General features: G+C 34.1%; 24 protein-coding genes. 8 read left to right on the top strand and 16 right to left on the bottom strand.

Annotated features, from left to right (window positions below; genetic code table 11):
* The first annotated feature begins 125 nt into the window (after positions 1-125).
* Positions 126-1,424 carry a nucleotide sugar dehydrogenase gene (locus FNOD_RS00130; RefSeq protein WP_011993219.1) on the top strand — a complete coding sequence of 433 codons (1,299 nt, stop codon included), beginning with the start codon at positions 126-128 and terminating at the stop codon, positions 1,422-1,424.
* Between the two features lie 139 nt (positions 1,425-1,563).
* A complete protein-coding gene (locus FNOD_RS00125; protein ID WP_011993218.1) occupies positions 1,564-3,756 on the top strand; it encodes a fibronectin type III domain-containing protein in 2,193 nt (730 codons plus the stop codon).
* 70 nt (positions 3,757-3,826) lie between these two features.
* Here the strand turns inward: FNOD_RS00125 and FNOD_RS00120 are convergent, their stop codons facing one another.
* The 6 genes from FNOD_RS00120 to FNOD_RS00095 form a co-directional block, all read right to left on the bottom strand.
* Complete coding sequence (locus tag FNOD_RS00120) at positions 3,827-4,021, bottom strand: hypothetical protein (RefSeq protein ID WP_011993217.1); 195 nt, start codon at positions 4,019-4,021, stop codon at positions 3,827-3,829.
* Between the two features lie 20 nt (positions 4,022-4,041).
* On the bottom strand, positions 4,042-4,260 hold the full coding sequence (locus tag FNOD_RS00115; RefSeq protein ID WP_011993216.1) for a DUF2922 domain-containing protein: 219 nt from the start codon (positions 4,258-4,260) through the stop codon (positions 4,042-4,044).
* Positions 4,257-4,457, bottom strand: a complete 201-nt coding sequence (locus FNOD_RS00110; protein ID WP_041256718.1) for a DUF1659 domain-containing protein — start codon at positions 4,455-4,457, stop codon at positions 4,257-4,259. The genes FNOD_RS00115 and FNOD_RS00110 overlap by 4 nt, the downstream gene beginning before the upstream one ends.
* A gap of 120 nt (positions 4,458-4,577) precedes the next feature.
* Complete coding sequence (locus FNOD_RS00105; RefSeq protein ID WP_041256717.1) at positions 4,578-4,799, bottom strand: hypothetical protein; 222 nt, start codon at positions 4,797-4,799, stop codon at positions 4,578-4,580.
* A 34-nt stretch (positions 4,800-4,833) separates the two neighbouring features.
* The gene (locus FNOD_RS00100) at positions 4,834-6,522 is read right to left on the bottom strand and encodes a sigma-54 interaction domain-containing protein (protein WP_011993214.1); all 1,689 of its coding nucleotides are present in this window, start codon (positions 6,520-6,522) and stop codon (positions 4,834-4,836) included.
* A 27-nt stretch (positions 6,523-6,549) separates the two neighbouring features.
* A complete protein-coding gene (locus tag FNOD_RS00095; RefSeq protein ID WP_011993213.1) occupies positions 6,550-6,960 on the bottom strand; it encodes a secondary thiamine-phosphate synthase enzyme YjbQ in 411 nt (136 codons plus the stop codon).
* Positions 6,961-7,107: 147 nt separating this feature from the next.
* Here FNOD_RS00095 and FNOD_RS09790 point away from each other — a divergent pair, with 147 nt between their 5' ends.
* From FNOD_RS09790 to FNOD_RS00065, 6 genes are read left to right on the top strand one after another with little or no spacing between them, the layout of a single operon-like run.
* Complete coding sequence (locus FNOD_RS09790) at positions 7,108-8,094, top strand: CHASE2 domain-containing protein (protein ID WP_011993212.1); 987 nt, start codon at positions 7,108-7,110, stop codon at positions 8,092-8,094.
* The gene (locus FNOD_RS09785; protein WP_238374593.1) at positions 8,006-9,001 is read left to right on the top strand and encodes an adenylate/guanylate cyclase domain-containing protein; all 996 of its coding nucleotides are present in this window, start codon (positions 8,006-8,008) and stop codon (positions 8,999-9,001) included. The genes FNOD_RS09790 and FNOD_RS09785 overlap by 89 nt, the downstream gene beginning before the upstream one ends.
* A gap of 12 nt (positions 9,002-9,013) precedes the next feature.
* Positions 9,014-9,958, top strand: a complete 945-nt coding sequence (locus FNOD_RS00080; protein ID WP_011993210.1) for an HD-GYP domain-containing protein — start codon at positions 9,014-9,016, stop codon at positions 9,956-9,958.
* The gene (locus tag FNOD_RS00075) at positions 9,955-10,605 is read left to right on the top strand and encodes a DUF3307 domain-containing protein (RefSeq protein ID WP_011993209.1); all 651 of its coding nucleotides are present in this window, start codon (positions 9,955-9,957) and stop codon (positions 10,603-10,605) included. The genes FNOD_RS00080 and FNOD_RS00075 overlap by 4 nt, the downstream gene beginning before the upstream one ends.
* Complete coding sequence (locus FNOD_RS00070) at positions 10,602-12,755, top strand: FecR family protein (protein WP_011993208.1); 2,154 nt, start codon at positions 10,602-10,604, stop codon at positions 12,753-12,755. The genes FNOD_RS00075 and FNOD_RS00070 overlap by 4 nt, the downstream gene beginning before the upstream one ends.
* 18 nt (positions 12,756-12,773) lie before the next feature.
* On the top strand, positions 12,774-14,018 hold the full coding sequence (locus FNOD_RS00065) for an HD domain-containing phosphohydrolase (RefSeq protein ID WP_011993207.1): 1,245 nt from the start codon (positions 12,774-12,776) through the stop codon (positions 14,016-14,018).
* 77 nt (positions 14,019-14,095) lie between these two features.
* Here FNOD_RS00065 and FNOD_RS00060 read toward each other — a convergent pair whose 3' ends face one another.
* The 10 genes from FNOD_RS00060 to dnaA form a co-directional block, all read right to left on the bottom strand.
* Positions 14,096-14,371, bottom strand: a complete 276-nt coding sequence (locus FNOD_RS00060) for an HU family DNA-binding protein (protein WP_011993206.1) — start codon at positions 14,369-14,371, stop codon at positions 14,096-14,098.
* 127 nt (positions 14,372-14,498) lie between these two features.
* On the bottom strand, positions 14,499-14,810 hold the full coding sequence (locus FNOD_RS09780; protein ID WP_238374592.1) for a hypothetical protein: 312 nt from the start codon (positions 14,808-14,810) through the stop codon (positions 14,499-14,501).
* A 173-nt stretch (positions 14,811-14,983) separates the two neighbouring features.
* Positions 14,984-15,382, bottom strand: a complete 399-nt coding sequence (locus FNOD_RS00050; protein WP_011993204.1) for a secondary thiamine-phosphate synthase enzyme YjbQ — start codon at positions 15,380-15,382, stop codon at positions 14,984-14,986.
* A gap of 45 nt (positions 15,383-15,427) precedes the next feature.
* Positions 15,428-16,387: an ABC transporter permease gene (locus FNOD_RS00045; protein ID WP_011993203.1), complete on the bottom strand. Its 960-nt coding sequence runs from the start codon at positions 16,385-16,387 to the stop codon at positions 15,428-15,430.
* On the bottom strand, positions 16,384-17,418 hold the full coding sequence (locus FNOD_RS00040; RefSeq protein WP_011993202.1) for an ABC transporter permease: 1,035 nt from the start codon (positions 17,416-17,418) through the stop codon (positions 16,384-16,386). The genes FNOD_RS00045 and FNOD_RS00040 overlap by 4 nt, the downstream gene beginning before the upstream one ends.
* Positions 17,415-18,959 carry an ABC transporter ATP-binding protein gene (locus FNOD_RS00035; RefSeq protein ID WP_041256990.1) on the bottom strand — a complete coding sequence of 515 codons (1,545 nt, stop codon included), beginning with the start codon at positions 18,957-18,959 and terminating at the stop codon, positions 17,415-17,417. The genes FNOD_RS00040 and FNOD_RS00035 overlap by 4 nt, the downstream gene beginning before the upstream one ends.
* Before the next feature lie 230 nt (positions 18,960-19,189).
* Positions 19,190-20,290 carry a BMP family lipoprotein gene (locus tag FNOD_RS00030; RefSeq protein WP_011993200.1) on the bottom strand — a complete coding sequence of 367 codons (1,101 nt, stop codon included), beginning with the start codon at positions 20,288-20,290 and terminating at the stop codon, positions 19,190-19,192.
* Positions 20,287-22,140, bottom strand: coding sequence for a hypothetical protein (locus FNOD_RS00025; protein ID WP_011993199.1), 1,854 nt, complete (start codon positions 22,138-22,140; stop codon positions 20,287-20,289). The genes FNOD_RS00030 and FNOD_RS00025 overlap by 4 nt, the downstream gene beginning before the upstream one ends.
* A 340-nt stretch (positions 22,141-22,480) precedes the next feature.
* Complete coding sequence (locus FNOD_RS00020) at positions 22,481-22,663, bottom strand: ferredoxin (protein WP_011993198.1); 183 nt, start codon at positions 22,661-22,663, stop codon at positions 22,481-22,483.
* Positions 22,664-22,738: 75 nt separating this feature from the next.
* A complete protein-coding gene (gene dnaA / locus FNOD_RS00015; RefSeq protein WP_011993197.1) occupies positions 22,739-24,073 on the bottom strand; it encodes a chromosomal replication initiator protein DnaA in 1,335 nt (444 codons plus the stop codon).
* Positions 24,074-24,115 lie beyond the last annotated feature (42 nt).

Genomic DNA, 24,115 nt, shown 5'->3' with positions numbered 1-24,115 from the left:
ACTTTTTCTGTTAATTTTTTTTTAACTTTACCCCACTAAAGATTTTTAATTGACTTCCGATAAATTATATGGTATCATTCATTCAGTGAATGAATAACTTAACACCAAATGGAGGTGAAAATTATATGAGTTTGTATGAAAAAATCTTAAGTAAAAGTGCTGTAATTGGTGTTATTGGAATGGGATATGTAGGTTTGCCATTAGCGGTTGAAAAAGCAAGAGCAGGTTATAAGGTTATTGGTTTTGACATCCAACAAAAGAGGGTTGATATGATAAATCGTGGTGAAAATTACATAGGAGATGTTGATGATAACGAATTAAAACAGTTGGTATCGGAAGGAAAACTTAGAGCTACAACTGATTTTGACGAACTGAAAAACTGCGATGTCATAAGTATCTGCGTACCAACACCACTTGATAAATTCAAACAACCCGATTTAAGTTACATTATAAATAGTGCAAATGAAATTAAAAAAAGGCTCAGAAAGGGGCAGCTTGTTGTACTTGAAAGTACGACTTATCCTGGAACAACGGACGAAGTTGTACTTCCAATACTTGAAGAAACCGGTTTGAAAATAGGTAAAGATTTTTATCTTGCTTTTAGTCCTGAACGTGTTGATCCTGGTAATCCAAGGTACAAAACACGAAATACGCCAAAAGTTGTTGGTGGTATGACTCCTGAATGTACAAAACATGCCGTTGCATTGTATGAAAGCGTTCTTGAAGCTGGGGTATTTCCTGTTTCATCTCCAAAAGCCGCTGAGATGACTAAAATTTTAGAAAACACGTTCAGGCTTGTAAATATAGCTCTTGTTCAGGAAATGACAAAGGTAGCTAATAAAATGGGAATAAATATCTGGGAGGTCATAGATGCCGCTGCTACCAAACCTTTTGGGTACATGCCTTTCTATCCTGGACCTGGTATAGGCGGGCATTGTATTCCTATTGACCCGTTTTACCTAGTTTATAAGGCAAAAGAATATGATTTACACATGATGTTGGTAGAACAGGCTGGCGAGATTTCTGATGGAATGCCATATTATGTCGTCGATAGACTTTCAGATATATTGAATGAACGAAAGAAATGCCTAAATGGGACAAATATACTTATATTAGGTGTCACCTACAAAGGCAACATAGACGATTTAAGAGAAAGCCCTGCCTTAAAAGTTATAGAAATTCTTGAGAAGAAGAAAGCCAATGTGTTCTACTACGACCCATTTGTATCAGAATTTACACACGATGGAAAACACTACAAGAGAGTTGATTTAACAGAAGAATTCTTAAAGACAATTGACGGTGCGGTAATTACGTCTGGGCATACTATAGGAATAGATTACGAGTATATAGCTAAAAATGTGCCGTTCATTTTTGACACAAAGAACGTAACGAAAGGTAAATATGAAAATGTGATACTCCTATAAGATTATTAATAAATAAATTTTGGTAAATTATAATCGGTGGTAAAATTACCACCGATTTTTTATCTCTTCATATTGAAATATTTATGTGTTATAATATTCTCGAAATTATAATTCAAAAAATAGTCAAAGAGGTGATTATATGCAATTCAGGGGGGCTAAAAGTTTTTATTTATTTGCCATATTTCTTTTAATATTGATTTCTACTCAAGGGTGTATCAATAAACCCAAAGAAATATCTCCAACCTTGCTTGAACCTCAAAATGGTGCAATCAATCTGCCTTTCAACAATTTGTCATTTAAATTCAAAGCACTTCCAGGTCAAAAGTATGATTTGATAATAAGAGATTACTCGAGTGGGAAAGAAGTTTATACAACTACTGCAACAGCTGTCAATGAGGAAGTAACAATAATAATTCCAAGAGGTTTTTTAGAGCCAGAGAGAAAGTACAAGTGGTATGTGAGAATAAGTGGTGACGACTCAAAGGCAAGCTCACTCTGGAACTTTACAACAGAAAAAAATTCTCCTCCAACAATTTCTTCCCTAAGCCCAGACGGTACAACTGGTCATCCGTTTGGTGCGCTTGCGTTAACTTGGAAAGCGAGCGATCCAAACGATGATGAATTAACTTTCACAGTTACTGTATATGAAGAGGGCAAAGACACACCAGTTTTTACTCAAAATGTTTCAACAGACGCTTGCACTGTTAAAAGTCTAAAGCAACAGATGAGATACACTTGGAAGGTTACAGCTAAAGATAAATGGGGAGGTACGGTCGAATCACCACTGGCGAGTTTTCAAACGAAACAAAACGAGCCACCAGAAAACATTCAACTAAAAAATCCCCTTGAAAATTCTACAGATGTTAAATTTAACAATTTAATGTTAAGTTGGCAAGGGTTTGATAAAGATTACGAAGATTTAAGATATACACTGTATCTTTTCAAAACAGGTACACCTAAAGGGCAACCACTTTTAAGTAATTCAACGGTAACTGATTATATGGTAACAGACCTTGTGCCATCTACTGATTACACACTTATCATAGAAGCTATAGATACGTATGGTGAAAAGCTCGAAAAGCAATTTACTTTTAGAACAAAAGTTAACACCCTTCCACAAAAACCAGTACTAATAGAACCAAAAGATAATTACAGAGTTAACCTTGCAAAAATCAACTCTCTTAAATTCAAATGGACTACATCGACTGACCCTGATGAAGATGTAGTAAGCTATAGATTTGTTATATCAGACGGAAATACAAATAGGACGATGTACCCATATAATAATAACGAAATGGAATTTAACCAATTAGCAAGTTTCTTTAAAATTGGTCAAAGGTACACTTGGTATGTAGAAGCCTTAGATAAACACGGCGGTTCAAGTAAAAGTGAAACTTTTTCATTTGAAACTTATAAAAATAATCCGCCAACAGCTCCAACAAATCCCTATCCGGCGAACAACGCGACCAATCTTCCCAATAGAATTCCAAGATTTTCTTGGAATGCAACAGATGAAGATGGCGACCAGTTAAAATACGATTTATACATTGGAAAATCAGAAAGCGATTTGAAATTGGTTGCGGCTGATTTGGAAGTTAATACTTACTCTACAACTATGTTGTTTGATTTCGGAACAACATATTATTGGAAAGTTATCGTAAAAGACGGATATAACGATCCCGTCGAAGGTCCTATTTGGAAATTCACAATAACAAACGAAGATAGGCCTCCGACAAACCCGTTGCTTATTTCTCCAGCAAACACTCAGACCAATATCAACTTTAACAACATACAACTCCGTTGGAAAGCAAGCTCAGACAATGAAACTCCTAAAGAGAATTTAGTTTATTATGTGTACTGTGGAAGAGCAGATGAAATGACTCTCTTTGCCACAGTTACAGGCCAGACAACCGATGAACTTACTTATACTTTATCAGGTTTAAAGCCTGTTACAACATACTATTGGAGAGTTGAGGTAAAAGATTCATTCGGAAATTACGCGTACAGCGATACTTGGAGTTTTACCACAAAGCAAAATACAGCACCAAATTGGCCAAGTAATCCTAATCCTGAGGATGGTGGTAGTATCACAGGCACCGGGAATCTGACACTTAGCTGGAATGCAAGTGATCCGGATGGTGATAATTTAACTTACGAAGTTAGAGTAAGCACATCCACAAGTTTGCTCCAAAGTGTAGAACCTATTATTTCTTCTAATAATAACGTAACGATAACCATAAATGAGAAAGGAACTTATTATTGGTATGTAACACTAAAAGATCCACATGGTGGCGTTACGGAAGGACCAGTCTGGAGGTTCGAAGTAAAATAAATCGAAATAAAAAGAAAAATACCGGTAGCCAGAAAGGCTACCGGTATTTTTTAATTCATTTTAAAACAGATTAAAATAAAACCAAAGCAAGGTAATCTATCGCAACATTAACTATAGAGTGGTACACTTCCCTTGGTATTTGAATGTTAAGTTCATCGTAAAGTTCATCCATTAATTCAATAACTTCTTTTTTCTTTTTCTCACCTTCACCAGGTCGCTCAACAAGTATCATGAGAAGCTTTAAAATATCCCAAAGCCATTTCATAACCAATCACCAACCGAGTATTATTCTATTAGATTTATTAAAACTTCGATATTTGTTTCCGTTACTCTTGCTTCATCTGGTTCAAAACCATCAGGAACAACATTGATTGCTTTTAAATATTCCATATCTTGCTGAAGTTCTTGCACATTTATATTGTCAACAGGTTCTGGTATATTTATTCTGTAAGTCTTCATCTGCCCATTTTCTAATTTTCTGTATACAAGCGTTAATCTTTTCATAATGTATCACCCACATTCTCTGTTGTAACAAGTTGTGCACTTTCACATGTATAATTTGAGTACTTATCGAGTATGTTAACAAAAGCTTGGGCATGAGCTAAGTCGAAGAAATCGTCTACTGAGATTGTTTGTCTTCTGTAAATCGGTTTGTTATTTTCATCATAACCTATCAACCACCTTATTGATAATCTCTTCATAATAAAAAACCTCCTTTCTGGAATATCGAATACCATCTTACCTAATTTTCACCTGCGCAGGCAAAATGATATATCTACCAGAAAGGAAGGTTTTAACAAAAAATTTACATTATATACTTTTTACTTTCTTCGCCAAGTTTTAAAAGCACTATAGATAATCCAAACAAGGAAAACAATTGCTATTACAGGGACAATTGCTATAAAGAAAACGTAAGCTAGAGCCAACATAACAGCAAAAATTAAAATACCAAGTATCCAGACAAATATTGGAGCTAAAATAGGAATGAATGTAACCAAAAGCAGAGCTACAAACAAAATTCCAATCAACGTGAAAATCCACATAAGTACATCATCCCCTTTTTTGATTTTTCAAATTCTATAAACCGTACTTTTCTATCTTATAATACAATGTTCTTATACTTATATCCAACAATTTTGCTGTTTCTTCCTTGTTACCTCCTGTCTTCTTAAGTGCCTCTGCTATTATCTTTTTCTCATAATCTTCTATAAGCTCTTTCAGGGAACCTATGGAAATTGCTTCTTTAGCCTTTGTTCTCTTTAATTCAATATTTTCAGGCAAGTGCTTTGGTTCAATCACTCTTTCCTCAGGTCCCATATTTATCATAACTCTTCCCAAGAAATTCTCAAGTTCTCGAACATTGCCAGGCCAGTCCATATTTACTAAGTATTTAAGAACTGTTGGATTGATTCCTTCAACCATGCGACCGTATTGTTGATTAAGTTTTTTGACTATATGTAAAGCAAGCTTCGGAATATCTTCTTTTCTATCTTTTAAAGCTGGAAGGTATATAGGAAATACATTTAATCTAAAATAAAGGTCTGGTAGAAATTCTCCGTTCTTTACCATTTTTTCTAAGTCAACATTTGTAGCTGCGATTATTCTCACATCTACTTTTCTTACATTTCTACCTCCAACTGGTACAAATTCTTTTGTTTCTATAAATCTTAACAATTTAGGTTGTAGAGGTAGAGGCAATTTCCCAACTTCATCAAGAAATAATGTTCCACCATCTGCTTCTTCAATTAGTCCTTTTTTCCCACCTCTCAGTGCACCGGTAAACGCTCCTTCTTCGTATCCGAAAAGTTCAGATTCAAGTATCGATTCAGGTATCGTTGCACAGTTAACACTTACAAAGGGTTTTGATCTTCTTGGGCTCGAATTGTGAATTGCGTGGGCAAATAATTCTTTTCCCGTTCCACTTTCTCCTCTCAATAGAACTGTAGCAGGTGTTTGGGCAACTTTCTTTGCTTGTTCCTTAGCTATTTGAATTAATTTACTATCACCGATTATGTCATCAAAAGTATATTGAGCTTTCATATATCGAATTAATCTCTTTACTTCTTCAAGTTCATTTGTCAGTTGTAGAATTTCAGAAACATCATGCACAACTGCAACACTGCCTTTGAATTGTCCTTTTACGAAAAGTGGAGTGGCATTAACTATAACTTCTTTTTTCGCTGGTCCGACTTTCAACCTTGCGTTATATATAGGCTGCCTAGTGCGAGCTATAAGCATGTGTATACTTTCACCTTCAGCTATATCTACTGTTGCTGGTTTACCAATTACTTCCTCTGGAGAAAAACCTGTAATTCTTGTATAAGCTTTATTAACAAGGCGCACAATTCCATTTTCATCAGCTACACTAATAGCATCATTTGTTGATTCTATGATTGCCTTTAGCTGAGCTTCAATTTCTTTAAGGTTTGTAATTTCCTCTGCTAATTTTCTAATGCTTGTTATATCTCTGAACACAGCAACCGCACCAAGTATATTCCCATTCTCATCACGTAATGGTATTCTCGAGGTTATGATTATAGCATTACCAGTATACTGGACTTGATCTATTTCCGGTATTCCGTTACGAACAACAATATGTAACCGTGTGTTATTGACAACTTCTTCAACAGGTCGCCCGATTATATCCGGGTTCAGTCCTAAAAGCTTGCATGCGTTGTTATTTACATAAACTACTTTTGCATCTTTGTCAACAAGAATAATCCCTTCAATAACTGAATCCAGAACAAACTTTAAGATTCTTTCCATTAGTTCCATCCCCAAATGATTATTTTATTACTCTCCTATAACTTTAACAACTACCCTTTTTCTTCTCTGCCCATCGAATTCTGCATAGAATACCTCTTCCCAAGGACCTAAATCAAGTTTCCCATTGGTAATAGGTATAATCACTTGATGATGAACGAGTATTCTTTTCAGATGAGCGTCCCCATTTGTCTCACCAGTCATATGATGATAGTAATCTCCTTCAGGTGCAAGCTTTTCTAACCAATTCCATATATCTTTATGGAGTCCAGACTCGTTATCGTTTACAATTATTCCCGCAGTAATGTGCATAGCAGAAACAAGACAAAATCCCTCTTTTATACCACTTTTTTCAACTATCCCCTCAATTTTTGGTGTAATATGAACAAGCTCTTTCTTTTTTTGCGTATTAAACCAAAGATATTCTGTGTACGATTTCACAATAAACACCTCCATAACACATTTTTGACAAATTTTTCTTATAGAACGATATACAATTTTGGATAGTCAAATAACTAGAAACTCCTTTTTATTATACATCGAATTTTAAACTCTTTAAAATTCAAATGAATCAACAAGGGGGGTATTATGAGCAAAATACATTTATTAATAATTGTAATCACAGTGTTTTTTATCTGGGCTATCTTCTTCAGATTAGATTTTGTTGAAATTATCGATTTAAAAATAATGGACTTATTCTATAAATTACGTGGCAGAATTAACATAAAACCAGATGTAGTTGTTATTGGTATAGATGAATATTCACTCAGCGCTCTTGAAGTCGAAGGTGACACGTGGCCGTGGGATAGAGAAGTTTACGGTAAACTTTTAGAAAAAGTTTTCGAAGACGGGGCAAAAGTTGTGGCATTTGATGTGTCATTCACAGAACCGGGAGCAGAAGAAACAGACAGTTACTTTGCAAGCACTTTATTAATGTATCAAAATGTTGTACTTGGCACGTACTTAATCAACGAGAAAGGTACATATTTGTCATACGATGAAAGACTCAGAAAAAGAATAGAAGAGAACACAAATTATTTAGATTTCGCATATAAAATGACAAACTTCAAGGAGTTTGCACTTTTAAACCCGTTCAAAATATATAAGATAAGACCAATTTATGAACCATTTTCTGTTGCTGCTTACAGTGCCACATATGAGATTGGTAGTCTGGATGCTGATGGTGTAGTCAGAAGAATGCCATTGCTTGTTGTTGAAGGATGGTCTATGGAAAATGGAATTTCGTCTGGAATTTTACCACATATGAATATAATAGCAGCTGCATTATATTTGGGAATAGATCCGACTGATTTAATTTTAGATTTCTCCAAAAAAGAGGTAATAATGAAAGAAAAGAACATTAAATTTGATAATTCTGGATACATGCACATATGGTTTTACGGGAAAGGGAAGGAAATATTTAAAGAAATACCATCCTACGACGTAATTAGAGGAAAATTCGAAAAGGGGACTTTTAAAGATAAAGTTGTTATTGTTGGATACACAGCAACTGCAAAACGACGAAGCAGGCGTTTTTATACATGCAAATGCTATTCAAAATATTATAAATGGTGAATATATTAAACCCATTTCACCTTTTTACAATTCGATTATTTTTGCCATTATAATGCTTTTAGTTTCGTTATTATCTTTATTCAATAAAAGGTTAATCAATACTTTTTTGTTATTAATACCATTTATTTTCATTTCAATATCTTTTATTATATTTTCACAAAAGATATATATATCAACATTTCATACATTTTTTGCAACACTATTAGTTGGCAGTGTGAAAACTCTCGGCGATTTCCTTAAGGAAAACGCAGAAAAAAGAAGGATGAAAGAATTTTTATACCGTTATGTTCCGGATATCGTTGCCGATAATTTATTAAAACAGGGTGAATTAAAACTTGGTGGAGAAACAAGAAACGTTGTTGTACTTTTCTCAGATATTAAAGGCTTTACAAGTAGGTCGGAGAAATTATCACCTGAGGAGGTTGTATCATTCCTGAACGTTTATCTAACAAGGATGAGTGAAATAATACGTTACAAATATAACGGTACAATTGATAAATTCATAGGAGATGCCATTATGGCTATTTTCGGTGCTCCAATTTCTTATGAAGATGATATCGATCGAGCTTTGAAATGTGCTCTTGATATGCGAAAAGAACTAAAAAAACTTGACGAGGAACTTGGATTAGACCTTGATAGTGGTATAGGGATACACTATGGTCCTGCTATCGTTGGAAATATAGGTGCACCATTTAGGATGGATTACACATGCATTGGCGATACAGTGAATACGGCATCAAGAATAGAACATTTAACTAGGGAAATAGATGCCGAGATAATCGTTTCAGAAGAAATCGTAAGCAGAACAAATAATTTTATCTTTGAATATGTTGGTAGCTACTTAGTAAAAGGTAAAAGTATGCAACTTAATCTGTACAAGCTTATAAGCGAAAAATTAAATACTTGAGGGGGTATTTAATTGGAAAAAATTCTAAATGATACCTACTATTTCTTTGATTTAGAAAATGATGAATTTGAAATTTCGGGTCAAATACCAAAACAAGATGATGTGTACGAATTTGCAATGGAGTTTGGAATAGCAATTGACGAAAAGATTTTTGATTTATTGTATGAATTGCTCAAAACATACAACTTTGAGCAAGCAAAAGATAAAATAGCAGAGTTTTTTAAAAAACGATATGGAAAAAATATTGAATTAAATTACTCTGAAGAAGGCCAGAATTTCAAATTAACTAAAAACAAATTAGAAATACCAATATTAAGCAAAAACTCTGGAAATCTCGGTCAAATAACTATAACCGGAGAATTCACTTTAAATGAAGTTTTAGGTTTACTTGCCTTTTACGATTCTTTTGTTTCAGTTATAGAAGGCTTTATTCTTGGTCAAAGATTAGAATTATTATTACGAAGTGCTTTAAACACACTCTTTATAGCTTTAAATAAAAGATCCAGACTATCTGAAGAAGAATTGTCTACGATGGAAAAAATTGCTGTTGAATTAGCCAAATATGAAAATATAGATCAAGAATTTTGTTTAATAGCACTTAGAACAGCAAATGTGGGCCTTATTGGTGTAAGAGATGAATTATTTGAAAAGATAAGATTAGGTATTTACAGCAACGATGAATGGAATGATTATCTAAGGCATGTCGACCATGGTTACGAAATTCTAAAAGAACTTGAAGTTCAAAAAGAACTAATAGATGTGTGTCTTTATCATCACGAAGTAATTGATGGTACTGGTCCAAAAAAATTGAATCCAAATGAAATACCACCATTGGCTTTAATCATTGGAATTTCGGAAAGTATAGTCCTTCTAAAATGGACAGAAGAACTGTTAAAAAATAAATATCCAGAAAATTATGTCGATATAGCACTAAATATTTTAAGACATGAGGAGTGAGAACTCTGGAAAGTATAAAATACCTGTTTCCTTATCTGTTTCTAGGTCACCTTGTAGGCGATTACGTACTTCAAAATAGCTACATCGCCATGAGAAAAAATAAAGATATACGTGTACTAACGCTTCATATAGTAATTGTATTTCTTTCGCAACTTTCTTTCATTTTTGGAGAAGATTTAACACTAAAATCATTTGGAGCTATTGTAATACTTTCAATAGCACATTTTTTTATAGATATTGGAAAATTTTTATGTAAAAAACGTTTTTGTCAAACTTGGTATTATTACCTTATCGACCAATCATTTCATATCGCAACTCTTCTAATAGCTGCTATTTACCTTGGTAAAGACGTTCAACCGTTTTTAGAGAGATTTTTCGTCGTGATCTTATCAGTTGCGGTTTTTAATGGATATTTTTTAAGCATACTAGTTCACTTTATTACGTCAAATGGTATATATAAAAGAGATTACGTGGGTTATTTAATGAGAATGGTAGCTCCTATTTTCTATATTTTAAACATATACGCATTTGTTATATATGCTCTTGCATGTCTAATCTTAGTAACCATAAAACCATCAAAATCAATTATTTTAAATTATTTGACAACGATTGTTTCAACTATAATCTTACTGGAGGTGATGTTATGAGGCGCTTATTAATTTTTTTGTTGTTGATAATTTCCATCCTTGCGATTGCAGCATTTGAAGTTGTGCCGAGTTCTTATAGTGTTGTCAAAGGTGAAAAGATACTTTTTAAAATTTCATTAACCGATGAATCAGAAAAACCGCAACAATTCACGTTAAAAGCTAAGATAACTTTAGGAGGTTTCGACAAGCCAGATATACTTACCAAAGGTTTGAAAGTCGATGGAAAAACCGAGCTCAACTTTTTAGCACCAAAGAAAGCTGGAGAAGTAAAAATAACATTTTCAGCGGAAACCGCAGATAAAAAAATATACACACAAGAAATATCAATTAATGTAACTGAAAAAGACGAAAGCGAATTTTCTGATAAATTGAAAGCAACAATTGACTCATTCAAGGGTAGCGTTGCGTATAAAAAAGAGGGAAAACAAGTTTGGGAATCTATAAAGTCAGACACCATCTTACAAGAGGGAGATGAAATATTAACCCTTGACAAAGCATATGTAATCGTAAAATTCCCGGATGGTTCTATGACAAAGATAACAGAAAATACTCAAGTTCTTTTCGAAAAGATGAGAAAAGCTAAAGATGGGAGAATTCTCGTTTCAATAATTATTAAGAAAGGTGGAACATATAACGTAGTTCAAAAGATGGTTGCTGGATCTTCGTTTGAAGTTAGAGCTGGAAGTGTTACAGCAGGTGTTAGGGGAACAAAATTTGGAGTTGATTACTATGAAGATAAAGCACAATTAAAAGTGTGGGAAGGCGAAGTACTTGCATTTTATGATGATAGCTTCGTAATCCCAGTATTCGAGGGAGGCCAATTAGCATTTGAATTATTTGGACAGGTTATTGAAGACATAAATCAATTATTCGAAAATACAGAATTTCAAGAATTGCTTGAAACTCTACCTGAATTAGAAGAAATAAGTATTCCAGAATTACCAAAAGAAATTCCTGAGCAAAAATTACCAGAACCAACTATAGAAAAACCTTCCCAACCAACACAACCTATGCAAGCGTATATTCCACAATTAGGTGTTGAAACAGCTTCTAAAGACGGACAAAAATACATCGTTTATACAATTTCACCAGAATTTACAATAGGGCCTGTTACATTAGGTATAGGATTAACAGCATATGCCACAGAAGTTGGTGGCACGTTGTATTACGGTATTCCATCAACTGAGCCAAGTACGAACATAATCAATATGATAACTATCAACTCAGTAGCTCTTAATCTAGGTAATTTTTACTTGAGATATGGCAACATGCCACAAATATCGATTGGAATGGGATTTTCTGTTAGAGACTATTATAAACCATATTCAAAATCATTTGATACAAAAGCTTTTTTAGGAACATTCGGTTTAATGGCTCATCTTCCATTCGAACTAACCAAACTCTGGCCATTTGAATTTGTACAATCAGATAGTGTTTTTGCTGGTGAGTTAGAAATGAAATCCATCTTAGGTGGTATGGATTTAGGTGTCGGTGTACTTTACGATACTTCCGTTGCAACAAATAATGTTTTAAACGAAGCAACGCCAATAAATCTTTCCGCGTCTGTTTACTTGAGATACCCACTTTCAGGTGGATTGTATTTAGGTGTTGAAACCGCATCACAGTTTTTAAGCGATTACTCAAAATTTGGACTCGGTTTATTTGGAGGACTTTCCGGAAGATTATCAATATTTGACGTTATCGCCGGAGTATACGGCACATGGAATGGATTTAGACCTTCCCATTTTGGTAGAATATACACATTCCAAAAATTGAAGAACCAACTTAATACACTTTCAAATGAAGAAATATTATTTGGATATCTTGCTGGATTTAATTTTGATACACAATACGCAATGGGAAGATTCTATTTACTAGGTGATTTCTTAGGTGATATGGATTTGCTTGGAGAGCTGAGAATAAGTATTCCACAAGTTGGAGCTATGGCTGGATTGTTTATATATGGTTATTACTATGATTCGACTCCGTTTGCTGAAGGTCAGTTCGCCGATTCAGATACAATAGCATTTCTTAGAATAACTTATCCAATTATGGAAAAAAATCTTGTAGCTGGAATTGTATACAACTGGGATGCTATAGCTAAACAATGGATCCAAAGTGTGTACATAGGGAGTGAAACAAGCTGGTAAAAATTGTGAGGTGTATCTATGCACAAAAAAATTGAAGGACCGACTTGGCTAAGTGGGTATGTTATTAATAATAGGTTATTTGGAAGAAAAACGAAATTACTTGTAAAAATAGGCGATATAGATTTTTATGTACTCGGTGGATATTCTAATGAATTACTTTCGAAAATACATAAACTTTTAAAACAAGGAATTGTTGTAAATCCGTCGAATGTACGAGACCAAGTTGTTTATATTGCAGCAAAGCTGAATAGCAATTTAAGGCTAAATGAATTATTAAAAGATATTCAAAATGAAATTTGCACTATTGTTGACGCCGACGCAGCTTCGATATTGATTTATGAAGAAGATCACTTGAAATTCCTTGTGACAGTAGGCAAGGCTAGCGGAAAAATAGAAAGCATTCCAGTTCCTATGGAATCAATAGCTGGAACTATTTTTAAAGAAAGTAAAGCATTGATATTTAACGATCTTGAAAAAAATCCCGTTCATTTTAAAGGAGTAGATAAAGCTGCAAAATTTAAAACAGAGAACATCGTTGGTGCACCAATATGGGTAGAAAATCAAAAGATAGGTGTTATTGAAGTTCTTAATAAGAAAGGTGGCTTCATGGAAGAAGACGCAAAAATTGTCGATTTGTTCGCAAAAATAATCGGTAGAAAACTCTTGAGTACATGGAATTATGAAAGATTCTCAAGTAATTTCAAAAAATTATTGCTTGCAATAGCTACCGCTATTGATAAAAGAGATAATTATACACACACACATTCTCAAAATGTGTCAATGTATTCGGTTGAAATAGGCAGAAAATTAGGCATTAGCCAAGAACTTCTTGAAAAACTTGAATTTTCCGCTATATTACACGATGTTGGAAAAATAGGAATACCAGATAGTATACTATTAAAACCAGGAAAACTGACGGACGAAGAATACCAAATAATCAAGAATCACACAATTTACGGTGCTGAAATCTTGTCTCAAATTAAATATGTTGATAAAGAAATACTTAGTGGTGCTTTAGAACATCACGAAAGATTAGATGGCAGTGGATATCCTTATGGAAAAAAGAATGGAGAGATATCTCTCTTTGGAAGAATCATAGGAATTGTAGATGTTTACGATGCGCTTTCCACAAAAAGATCTTACAAAGAAGCTTGGACAAAAGAAAAAGTTTTTGAAATAATAAAACAAGATGTAGAAAAAGGAAAATTTGATTTAGAATTGTATAATTATTTAGTTGAAATTGTCAATGATATGGAAGGTTGATACTTTTAAAATTTGTTGATTTTTGTAATTAATTAAAAGCCGGGGATAAACCCCGGCCTTGATTTTTTTAAATATTCTTACTTGTTAACTTTTGACTTAAGAACTTTCCCTGGTCTGAATTTTGGAACCTTTCTTGAAGGAATCTTAATCTTTGATTTCGTTCTTGGATTGACACCTGTTCTGCCTGCCATCTTCTTAACTTCAAACGTACCAAAATCAACAAGTTGAACCTTTTCGCCTTTTTCAAGGGCTTCAGCAATAGTTTCAAAAACTGCATCAACAACGGCTTTTACATCTTTTTTCTTAAGTTGTGTCTTTTCTGCTACCGCGTTAACAAGTAGTTTTTTGTTCATAAAGTCCCCCTCCTTTTAAAAAGTGTAGTAAAAATCCACTTATATAATAGCACTTTTGATATATAAAAATCAAGAATACGATGAATACAGGTTTCCTTGTTATTATATCATAAAACATATAGAAAAATCAAGTATTTTGGTTATAAGATAATCTTTTTTTGAAAAAATCACTTATTATAGAACATATTTCGAATTTCATCTTGTGCTCAGTAGATATAACCAAATCAGAGTGTGAACTAAAGTATTTGTGAAACCTTGCGTAGTATTCTTCTATACCCTTACTTGCCATGTATTTTCTAAACTTTTTGATAAATTTTTCTTTAGGCGTTTTTATATACACAATCAAAAAATTTTTTGGTTCTACCATTTCAATGATACCACAACTAAATATTATTTTACCAGAAAACTTTCCAAATCTATCTATTATCTTTTGTTCCATTTTTGCAATTTTTTCAATCCCGTTATATTTAACAAGGGAACACAAATCCTTTTTTGTTTCAACTTCGAGGATTTTTTCAACATCAATAACGTCATATCCAAAATCTTCTTTTAATATTTTTAAAATTATCCCTTTGTCACTACCAGGAAGAGATACTATAAGTAAATTCAGTCTTACCCCTCCAAGATTTTAATGTAAACACTGCGCTTTCTTGGACCATCAAACTCACACAAAAATATCCCTTGCCACGTACCAAGCAACAATTTACCATTTGAAATTATAATAGATAGACTGCTTCCAAAAATCGAAGCTTTTATATGCGCATCGGAGTTACCTTCTAAGTGTTTGTAATCTGAGTTGTATGGAACAAGTTTATTTACATGGTTAATTATATCACTGACGACTGAAGGATCAGCATGTTCATTTATAGTCAACCCACAAGTTGTATGTGGAACATAGACTAAACATATGCCTTCCTTTACATTAGATTCAGAAACTATGTTAGAAACTATCGGAGTAATGTCTAGAAATTCTACACGTTTTGAAGTAGAAACATCTATTTTCTTTAACATGAAACCACTTCCTGACAACTATAATTTTTATAATTTTTATAATTTTTAATCGTGCTTTTCGTAAGGTACACCATCTGCTGCTGGAGCTCTTGATTTTCCAACAAAACCAGCGACAACCACAATTGTAAGTATGAATGGTATAGTATCAAACAATGATTTGACGTTTGAGGCTACTGTTATCTGCTGTAAACTCTGGAGTTGATTTGAAAACGCTCCAAAAAATCCAAAGAATAAGCTGGCGAACATCGCGCCTATTGGATTCCATTTACCGATAATCATAGCAGCAAGTCCTATAAAACCTCTTCCACCAGACATCAATTCTTTAAATTGACCAATTTCTCCAACGCTTAGATACACACCTGCAAGCGAAGCAAAGACACCACTCATAATAACACCAAAATATCTGATTGCAAAAACATTAACACCAAGAGTATCAGCTGCTTCCGGATTTTCACCAACTGCCCTCATTCTCAGACCAAGTTTTGTCTTAAAAATGAGCCACCAACCGAAAATAACACATCCAAACGCGATGTAAACAAATGGACTAATTTCACCTATTATCTGTCCAATAAATGGGACATTTACAAGACCAGGAATCGTTATCTCATCAATTTTTCCAACAAAGTCGGTTTGACCAGGTTGACCAAAAATGGGTTCCATCAAAAAACCTGTTAAACCTTGTGAAAGAAGTATAATAGCCGTACCTAAAACAACCTGGTTACCAGCCCACTTTATACTTCCCCAAGCATGGAGAAGAGCAAGCAAAATACCGCTTACAATCGCCATTAAAACTCCAAACCAAACATTACCAGTTAAATACGTAAAGACAACAGAAGTAAATGCTCCCATCAAAATTATTCCTTCAAGTGCTATATTAACAACGCCGGTAATTTCACTAAATACTCCACCTAAAGAAGCAAACATGAGAGGAGTAGCAGTTGTTAGTGCTATTTTATAAAATTGTGGATTTATAAATATCGATAAAATAGCTTCTAAGACTCTCATGCTTTCACCTTCTTTCTAAGATAAATAGTGCGTACAATTCTATCAGCTGCTACAAGGAAAATAACAATAGCTTGAACAATTATAACTATATACTTTGAAACTCCCATGAATTGCATCTCGTTACTACCTGTTCTAAGAGCACCAATTAATAACGCAGCAAAGATTATTCCAATTGGATTATTCTGACCTATCAACGCTATACTGATACCATCAAAACCTTTACCACCAGAAAGCTCACCTAAAAACCTGTGATGCACTCCCATTAATTCAGTAACACCTGCTAATCCAGCAAGCGCACCACTTATGGCCATCGCTAATACAACATTTTTTGCAACACTAATACCACCATATTCTGCAGCGTAAGGATTGAATCCCACAGCTTTTATTTCGTAACCAACTGTCGTTTTATTAAGGAAAACGTACATAAATATAGCTGCAAGAATTGATATTATTATTCCAGAACTAAGTTCCATAGCTCCAACCTTCATCAAAATTGGCAATTGAGCTGAAGTAGATATTTCAGGGCTCTTAGGCGTTCCAGAACCCGTTGCAAGCGGACCTGTAACCATAAATGAAGCAATATAAGTGGTTGTCCAGTTCAACATAATAGTTGTAACAACCTCATGAGCTCCTGTTTTGGCTTTAAGAAAACCAGCTATCGCAGCCCAACCGGCACCAGCGGCCATACCTATAAGCATAGTAAGTGGAATTGCAACAGCTGGTGGAAGACCTCCAAAATTACTTGCGACACTTGCAGCAACAAGAGCACCCATAGCCATTTGACCTTCAGCACCGATGTTAAAAACACCTGCTCTAAATCCAAACCCGACCGCCAAACCTGTGAGTATCAAAGGAGTCGTTTTTATAAGTGTATCAATTATCGCTTGCTTACTTCCAAAAGCACCGTTAAGCAATTTACCGTAAGCAAGTATAGGATTCTTACCTATCGCAAGGATAATAAAAGCAGAGATAATTAAAGCAATCAAAACAGAAATCAAAGGTACAGCAATATTTTCGATAAATTTCTTCATTTTTTACCACCTCTTATTTCTTCTAATCTTTTACCGGCCATCATAAGACCAACTTCTTCTATAGTCGTTTCCTGAGGTTTAACCTCGCCCATTATCTGTCCTTCGTACATCACTAAAATTCTATCGCTCAATGAGAATATTTCTTCCAACTCCATAGAAATTAACAATATCCCAACATCGTGCTCTCTCATTTTTAAAATCTGTCTATGAATGAACTCAATCGCTCCAACATCAAGTCCCCTTGTTGGTTGGGCGACGACCATAAATTTTGGCCCAGCTTTTATCTCTCTGCCAACAACAAGTTTCTGTTGGTTACCTCCTGAAAAATTACCTCCAAGATGTTCTATTATTCTAGGCCTTACATCAAATTCTTCCATAAGTTCCATTGTATACCTTTTTATCTCTTTGTGATTTAAAAACACACCTCTAGCAAATGGTTTCTTTATATGTCTTCCTAATATTGCATTATAATAAGCAGGGAAAGGTTTTATAAGAGCGTGTTTTAACCTATCTTCGGCTATATGTGTCATGCCCATATCTCTTAACTGCCTTGGATGAGCGTTGGTAACATCTTTACCTTCAAAGATTAATTGCCCCTTTTCTACTCTCCTTAAACCTGTAATTGCTTCCACAAGTTCTGTTTGACCGTTACCAGCAACACCAGCAATTCCAACAATCTCACCACGCCTTACGTTAAATGTAACACCTTTAACAGCATCTAAGTGTCTGTTGTCTTTAACCCAAAGGTCTTTAACCTCAAAAATCACTTCTTTTGGACTGTGAGGAGATTTATCAAGTTTGAGTACAACGTCTCTTCCGACCATCGCTCTTGCAATTTCCCTTTCGTTTGTTTCTTTAGTAATTAACTCAGCCGTTACCTTACCACCACGCATGACTGTTATCCTATCGCTTATTTCCATAACTTCATTTAATTTATGTGAAATAAATAAAATAGTCTTTCCAGCATTTTGAAGATTTCTCATAATAACAAATAGTTCCTCAACTTCTTGCGGTGTCAAAACAGCGGTAGGTTCGTCCAAAATAATTATATTCGCACCACGGTACAATGTTTTTATAATCTCAACCCTCTGCTGCATACCAACTGGTATATCCTCTATTTTTGCGTCAACATCAACATAAAGCCCATATTTTTCCGATAACTCTCTAACTTCTTTCCTTGCCTTTTGAAGGTCAAAATTCAGCCCTTTATTTGGCTCACTTCCAAGAACAACGTTCTCTGCAACAGTTAATGTATCAACAAGCATAAAGTGTTGGTGGACCATACCTATACCTGCTTTTATCGCATCTCTTGGTCCAGCAAATACCTTTTTTTCGCCAAAAATTCTTATTTCTCCACTATCTGGATGGTATAGACCGTAGAGTTGATTCATCAATGTACTCTTTCCAGCACCGTTCTCACCGACAATAGCATGAACCTCACCTTTTTTTATACGTATGGTAACCTTATCGTTTGCCAAAACTCCCGGAAACCTCTTTGTAATATCGATCATCTCTACAGCGTACTCTTCGCTTTTCACCATGTCATGAACTTTTGAATTCACTAAATGTCCACCTCCGTAGTATTATCATATGTTAAATCAGATAAATTAATCAGCACTCAATGACCTATAGAAAGTAAGTGAAAATTTCTAAAAGGCCATTGACTACCGATTAAACAAATTAAACAAAAATAATTTATTAATAATTTATTAAAACCGGGGGCGAGAGCCCCCGCAAAGTTTATGAAATAATGGAAAAACTTTAACAAGAATTATTTTGGAAGTTTTACTCCTTTTACTGTAAACGCCTTAAGTGCGTCTTCTGAGTCTGGAACTGTAATCTTACCTTCGATTATAAGACCTTTAAGGTACTCAAGCTCTTTAAGTACATTTGGAGCAAGTTTATCTATAATGTCTTTTGTGTATTTCATTTCAGACATTCTAACACCATTTTCTTTGAGTCCAAGAGTCTTCAATCCACCTTTGAATTGTCCTTTGAATGCCCAAGTTACTCCATAATAACCCGCTGTATCAACACCTTTCATAGCGCTTGTGAGAACTACACCGGGGGCCATGTAATCTTGATCAACATCGACACCTATCGCATAGTAAAGTGCCTTACCAGAAAGGGCATATTTCTTAATATTATCTAAACCTTTACCGGCAAGTTTTTCGCTTCTTTCCTTTGCTGCTTCTATAACGCCGTTACCACAAGCACCAGCTGCAGCAAATATAATATCTGCACCTTGTGAAAATTGAGAATTAGCAAGGTCTTTACCTTTCTTTGGATCACTAAACTCGTTTGTGTAGCCTTTAATAACCGTAATTTTTTTACCATGGAGGTCTTGATATGCCTTTATACCTGCTTCATAACCGTATCTGAATCTTTCAACTGGTGGAATTGGAATACCGCCTATAAATCCAACTTTTCCTGTCCTTGTCATTGCTGCAGCAACGTAACCAACAAGGAATGCTGATTCTTGTTCTTTAAAGAGGAAATTAATAACGTTTGGAAGTTCCTTACCAAATTCAATATCAATACCTGCGAAATAGACAGAAGGATATTGCTTCGCTACTTTTTCAAGAGCATCTTGCATCATGAAGCCGACTGCAAAAACGATACCGCCGTCTTTTTCCTTTGAAACTTCTTCTGCTGCTTTAGTAAGGTTTGGTATGTAGTCTGACTGTTCTTGCGACATGATAACTTTTGCTTCAACACCAAGTTCTTTTGCCGCTCTTTGAACGCCAGCCCATGTACCATCGTTAAATGACTTATCGCCAAGACCACCTGTGTCGGTAACCATAATAGCCTTGAACGAAAAACCGAATGTTAACAAGAGTGCTAACAACGCAACTGCTAAAAACCTTTTCATACTTTCTCCCTCCTTCTAAAGGTGTTTGTAGAGTTAAACCAAATAAATCCAAAAACGAGCGACAAAATTAAAACATATGGAATTGTCCAGCTAATGTAAATTGTTATCGATGGTACACCAACTTGAACAAACAGTATTTGATTCTTTAATAAGCTTAGCACAGAAACCGCGATACTTCCAATTAAAGGTATAAAAGCCTCTTTAAAGTTTAAAGCCACTAAGAATAAAGAGAGAGCTAACAAAATTGTTGCAGCCAGATAGTTTTGAATCTTGTATCCAGGTAATGGAACAACGGAAATTTCTTTTGTTGAGTTTATCTTCTCTGAAAATTCTTTCGCTGTATTTTCACTAAAATTAGAATTAACAAAACTAATCAAATCATTTTTGAAATTCTCGGAAGATACAGAAGCCATCTTCACCAATAGTTTTTGCGTTGATAATTTTATCTTTTCGACTTTCTTCATTCTGCTCTTTTCAAAGTACACGAAATCATCAATTTCCTTCTTCTTATCTTTGTGCTTACTTAAAAGGTTACTCACATATTCAATTCTCTTGTCAAATTTTTCAGGTTCAAAACATTCTTCTGATACATTTCCATCTTCTTCTAATTCCGATATTAAATTCGAAAAAGCTTGTATCGATTCGTTTGTCAAAGTATTATAGTCTTTTGCGTTAATTTTAAGCTTACCAAGTTGATCGTTTATAATATCATCAACAAGGGCTGAATAGAAAGGAGAATTTGAGAATGAATTTTTCATAACAAGATCTGGGGTTCCGAATGATGGTAAGAAAAGAGCAATTATAGTTAACAGTGATATAAGAGAGTATAAATATTTCTTTCTGGTAAAGAAGTAAATTACTGAAAAGATTACAGCAATAGCGAAAACAATACCGTATATCTTTCCATCAACTAAAGATTGAATATCCATGAATGAACCTATATAAACAGTTTCTGAAGCTAAGAACAAAGCAAAAACCAAACTCATATTCTTTAAAACAAAATAACCTACAGCAAACAATACTAAATAGACTAACCATCTTATCCATGCAAAATTTCTTTCTTTAGGTGTTATATCAACAAATTTTTGAGCTATCTCGTTTTTCAATCCTGCTATATACGAAAAAGCGCTTCTAAACACTGTTGCGCTTGTTCTCATAATCAACGTTTCAGGTTCAAAGTCATTTGTACTCTTTTGAGCATCGATTATAATTTCTTGTAGTCCTTTAACAACTTCCGATTTAGAAAGCAATATCGAAATTGCTTCTTTTTCCTCTCCATTGTAGACAGGTTCATAACTGTAATTGTTTATCAAATTTTTCTTTAAATTTTTAATTTCTTCAGGCACAAGTTCCGAAGGCAAACCGGGAACATCTAAACCAAAAAGGTATGCAACTAAATCTTGAGCGTAATTTCTGAAAGCATCTGAGACTCTAAATTGGTATTCGGAGAAAAATTCGTTGAAAATAGGTGAATTTTTAACAATCTCAACATCCATTTTTCTATGGTTTAACTTCGCTTCCCAGTAGGCCAAGTAAATAGCTCTTGCAAGTCTTTCTTCATCAGAATTCGTTCCATCAAATGGTTTTATACTTAACAAATAGTCACCTGTCTTTTTTGTCGTTTCAGTTTTTTCAGATGAACCAACCATATGAATCTTTAAAAACCTGTAAATTGGTAAATCGTTTTTTATGAGTTCTCTAACATATGAGCCAAAACTCGAAGAAGTTTCAAAATAAGATAAGTAATAATCTTCCGACTTTTTAAGATCCAAAGCGTAAACAAATAAAACCATCAGAATTAGAAAAATAAAAGTAAGAGTTCTCTTTGTAACGCTCTTTTCTTTTATCACGTTTTGCACCTTCCTTTTCTATTTTATCGATTTTATGATTTGTATTGTGACTCTATTTTTTTAAATAAAATAACTGAAGCATTGTAATTATATTATATCACACAAAAATAAATCAAATAAACATTTCACAAGAATAAATCAAAAAAATACTGAGAAAATAGGCACAATAGGTTAAATTAAGGCGTAATTCAACCTATATTACTATTTTAAACATTTAATCATTAACATCAAAACATGACAAATTATAAATCTTACTATTTCAACTAAACTCAAACAAAAAGGGGGCATTGCCCCCTTTTATCCTAATCTAATTTTGAAAAAGTTTAAACTTAATACTAACTTACTCTTCAACTGTTATTGCTGCTGTTGGGCAGCTATCTGCAGCATCTTTTGCGCAATCAAGATCTGTCTCTGGTTGAAGTACCTTTGCTTTCATATCATCGCCGAGTTTGAAAACATCTGGACAAAGGTTTTCACAAACTCCACAACCAATGCATGTTGCTTCGTCAACTCTAACTTTCATCTCTTAGCACCTCCTCATTTAAGTTCCTTGATATTATACCATAATATTGTAGATAAGACAATATGGGATGCTGGCTTAAGATAATGCTTTACCTACCATTTGTGCTAAATTATCTTCTATTAGTTTTAAAATTTGTCGAATTTCTGGATCGTTTTCTAGCCTGTTCTCTGTAGCCTTTATACCATTTAATACTGTAGGGTGACTTTTTTTAAGTAAAGTAGCGATTTTTCTTGATGACATTTGAAATTTTGTACTTAAAATGTACATCGCTAGATGCCTTGCGACTACAATATTTTTACTCTTCTTATTCGACAGCAAATCTTCTTTAGAAAGTTTAAAATACCTAGCCACGATACTTATTATATCATTCTGTTCATGATTTTCTTCCTCTTCAGTTAAAAAATCTTTTAGTATTAATCTTGCTGTTGCAACATCTAAATCCTTGTACATGCTCTTATATGCAATTAGTTTAATTATAGCCCCTTTGAGAATTCTTATACTTCCTTTAAAATGTTTCGCTACGTAATTTAATATATCATCAGAAATATCGGCTTTTTCATCTTCGACGATTTTCTTTGCTATACGGTACATTGCTTCAACCGACGGGTTTTTTATCTCAACAACGACGCCCATCTGGAACCTTGAAATTACCCTATCTTGAAAATCTTTAAGTTCTTTTGGTGATCTGTCAGAACAAACTATTATCTGTTTTCCTGCTTCATACAAAGTATTGAAAGTGTGGAAAAGTTCTATCTGTACACCTTTCTTTCCAGCAAGAAATTGGATATCATCTATTACCAATACATCTACTTTCTTTCTGTACTTCTCTCTAAACTCTTCCACTGTACCTGCTTTAAGCTTTGCGATTAATTCGTTCATAAAGGCTTCACTTGTCAAATAAGCAAATCTAATATCTGGATCGTTTTCAAGCAAATAATTTCCGAAAGCTTGTACCAAGTGTGTTTTTCCCATACCAGCTTTACTGTAAATAAATATAGGGTTGAAGGTTCCAAGTTTCTTAGCTGACTCAAGAAGGATAGTGTAAGCAAGCTGGTTGAATTCTTCAACAACAAAATTGCTAAAAGTATATCTGGAACTCACAGGTGTAATAAGAACGGGCCTTTTTCTTACAAGCGCACCATTATCGTTATTTGCGACCTCATCTTTCTGTACCTGAGCGTATACTATTTCATAGGTAGAATTCGGACCCAAAACTTCATATAGAACCTTTCTTATTATCTTGTCGAACTTCTTCTCGATATAACCTTTAATAAACATATTTCCCACTTCAAATATCACATGGTTTTCTATAACCGATTTAACTGTGAAATCAATGAACCAGCTTTCCCATTGTTGTCTACTTATCCTTTCTTTTAGTAATGAGAGAATTTTTTCACCTCTTGAAGACATAAACAACACCTCGAATTTTTAATTTTGAATTTGAAATATGTT

It is taken from the genome of Fervidobacterium nodosum Rt17-B1 (assembly GCF_000017545.1).
In the GTDB taxonomy this organism is placed as follows: domain Bacteria; phylum Thermotogota; class Thermotogae; order Thermotogales; family Fervidobacteriaceae; genus Fervidobacterium; species Fervidobacterium nodosum.
The sequence above is the reverse complement of the archived record's forward strand: the minus strand, read 5'-3'. Positions and strand labels throughout refer to the sequence as shown.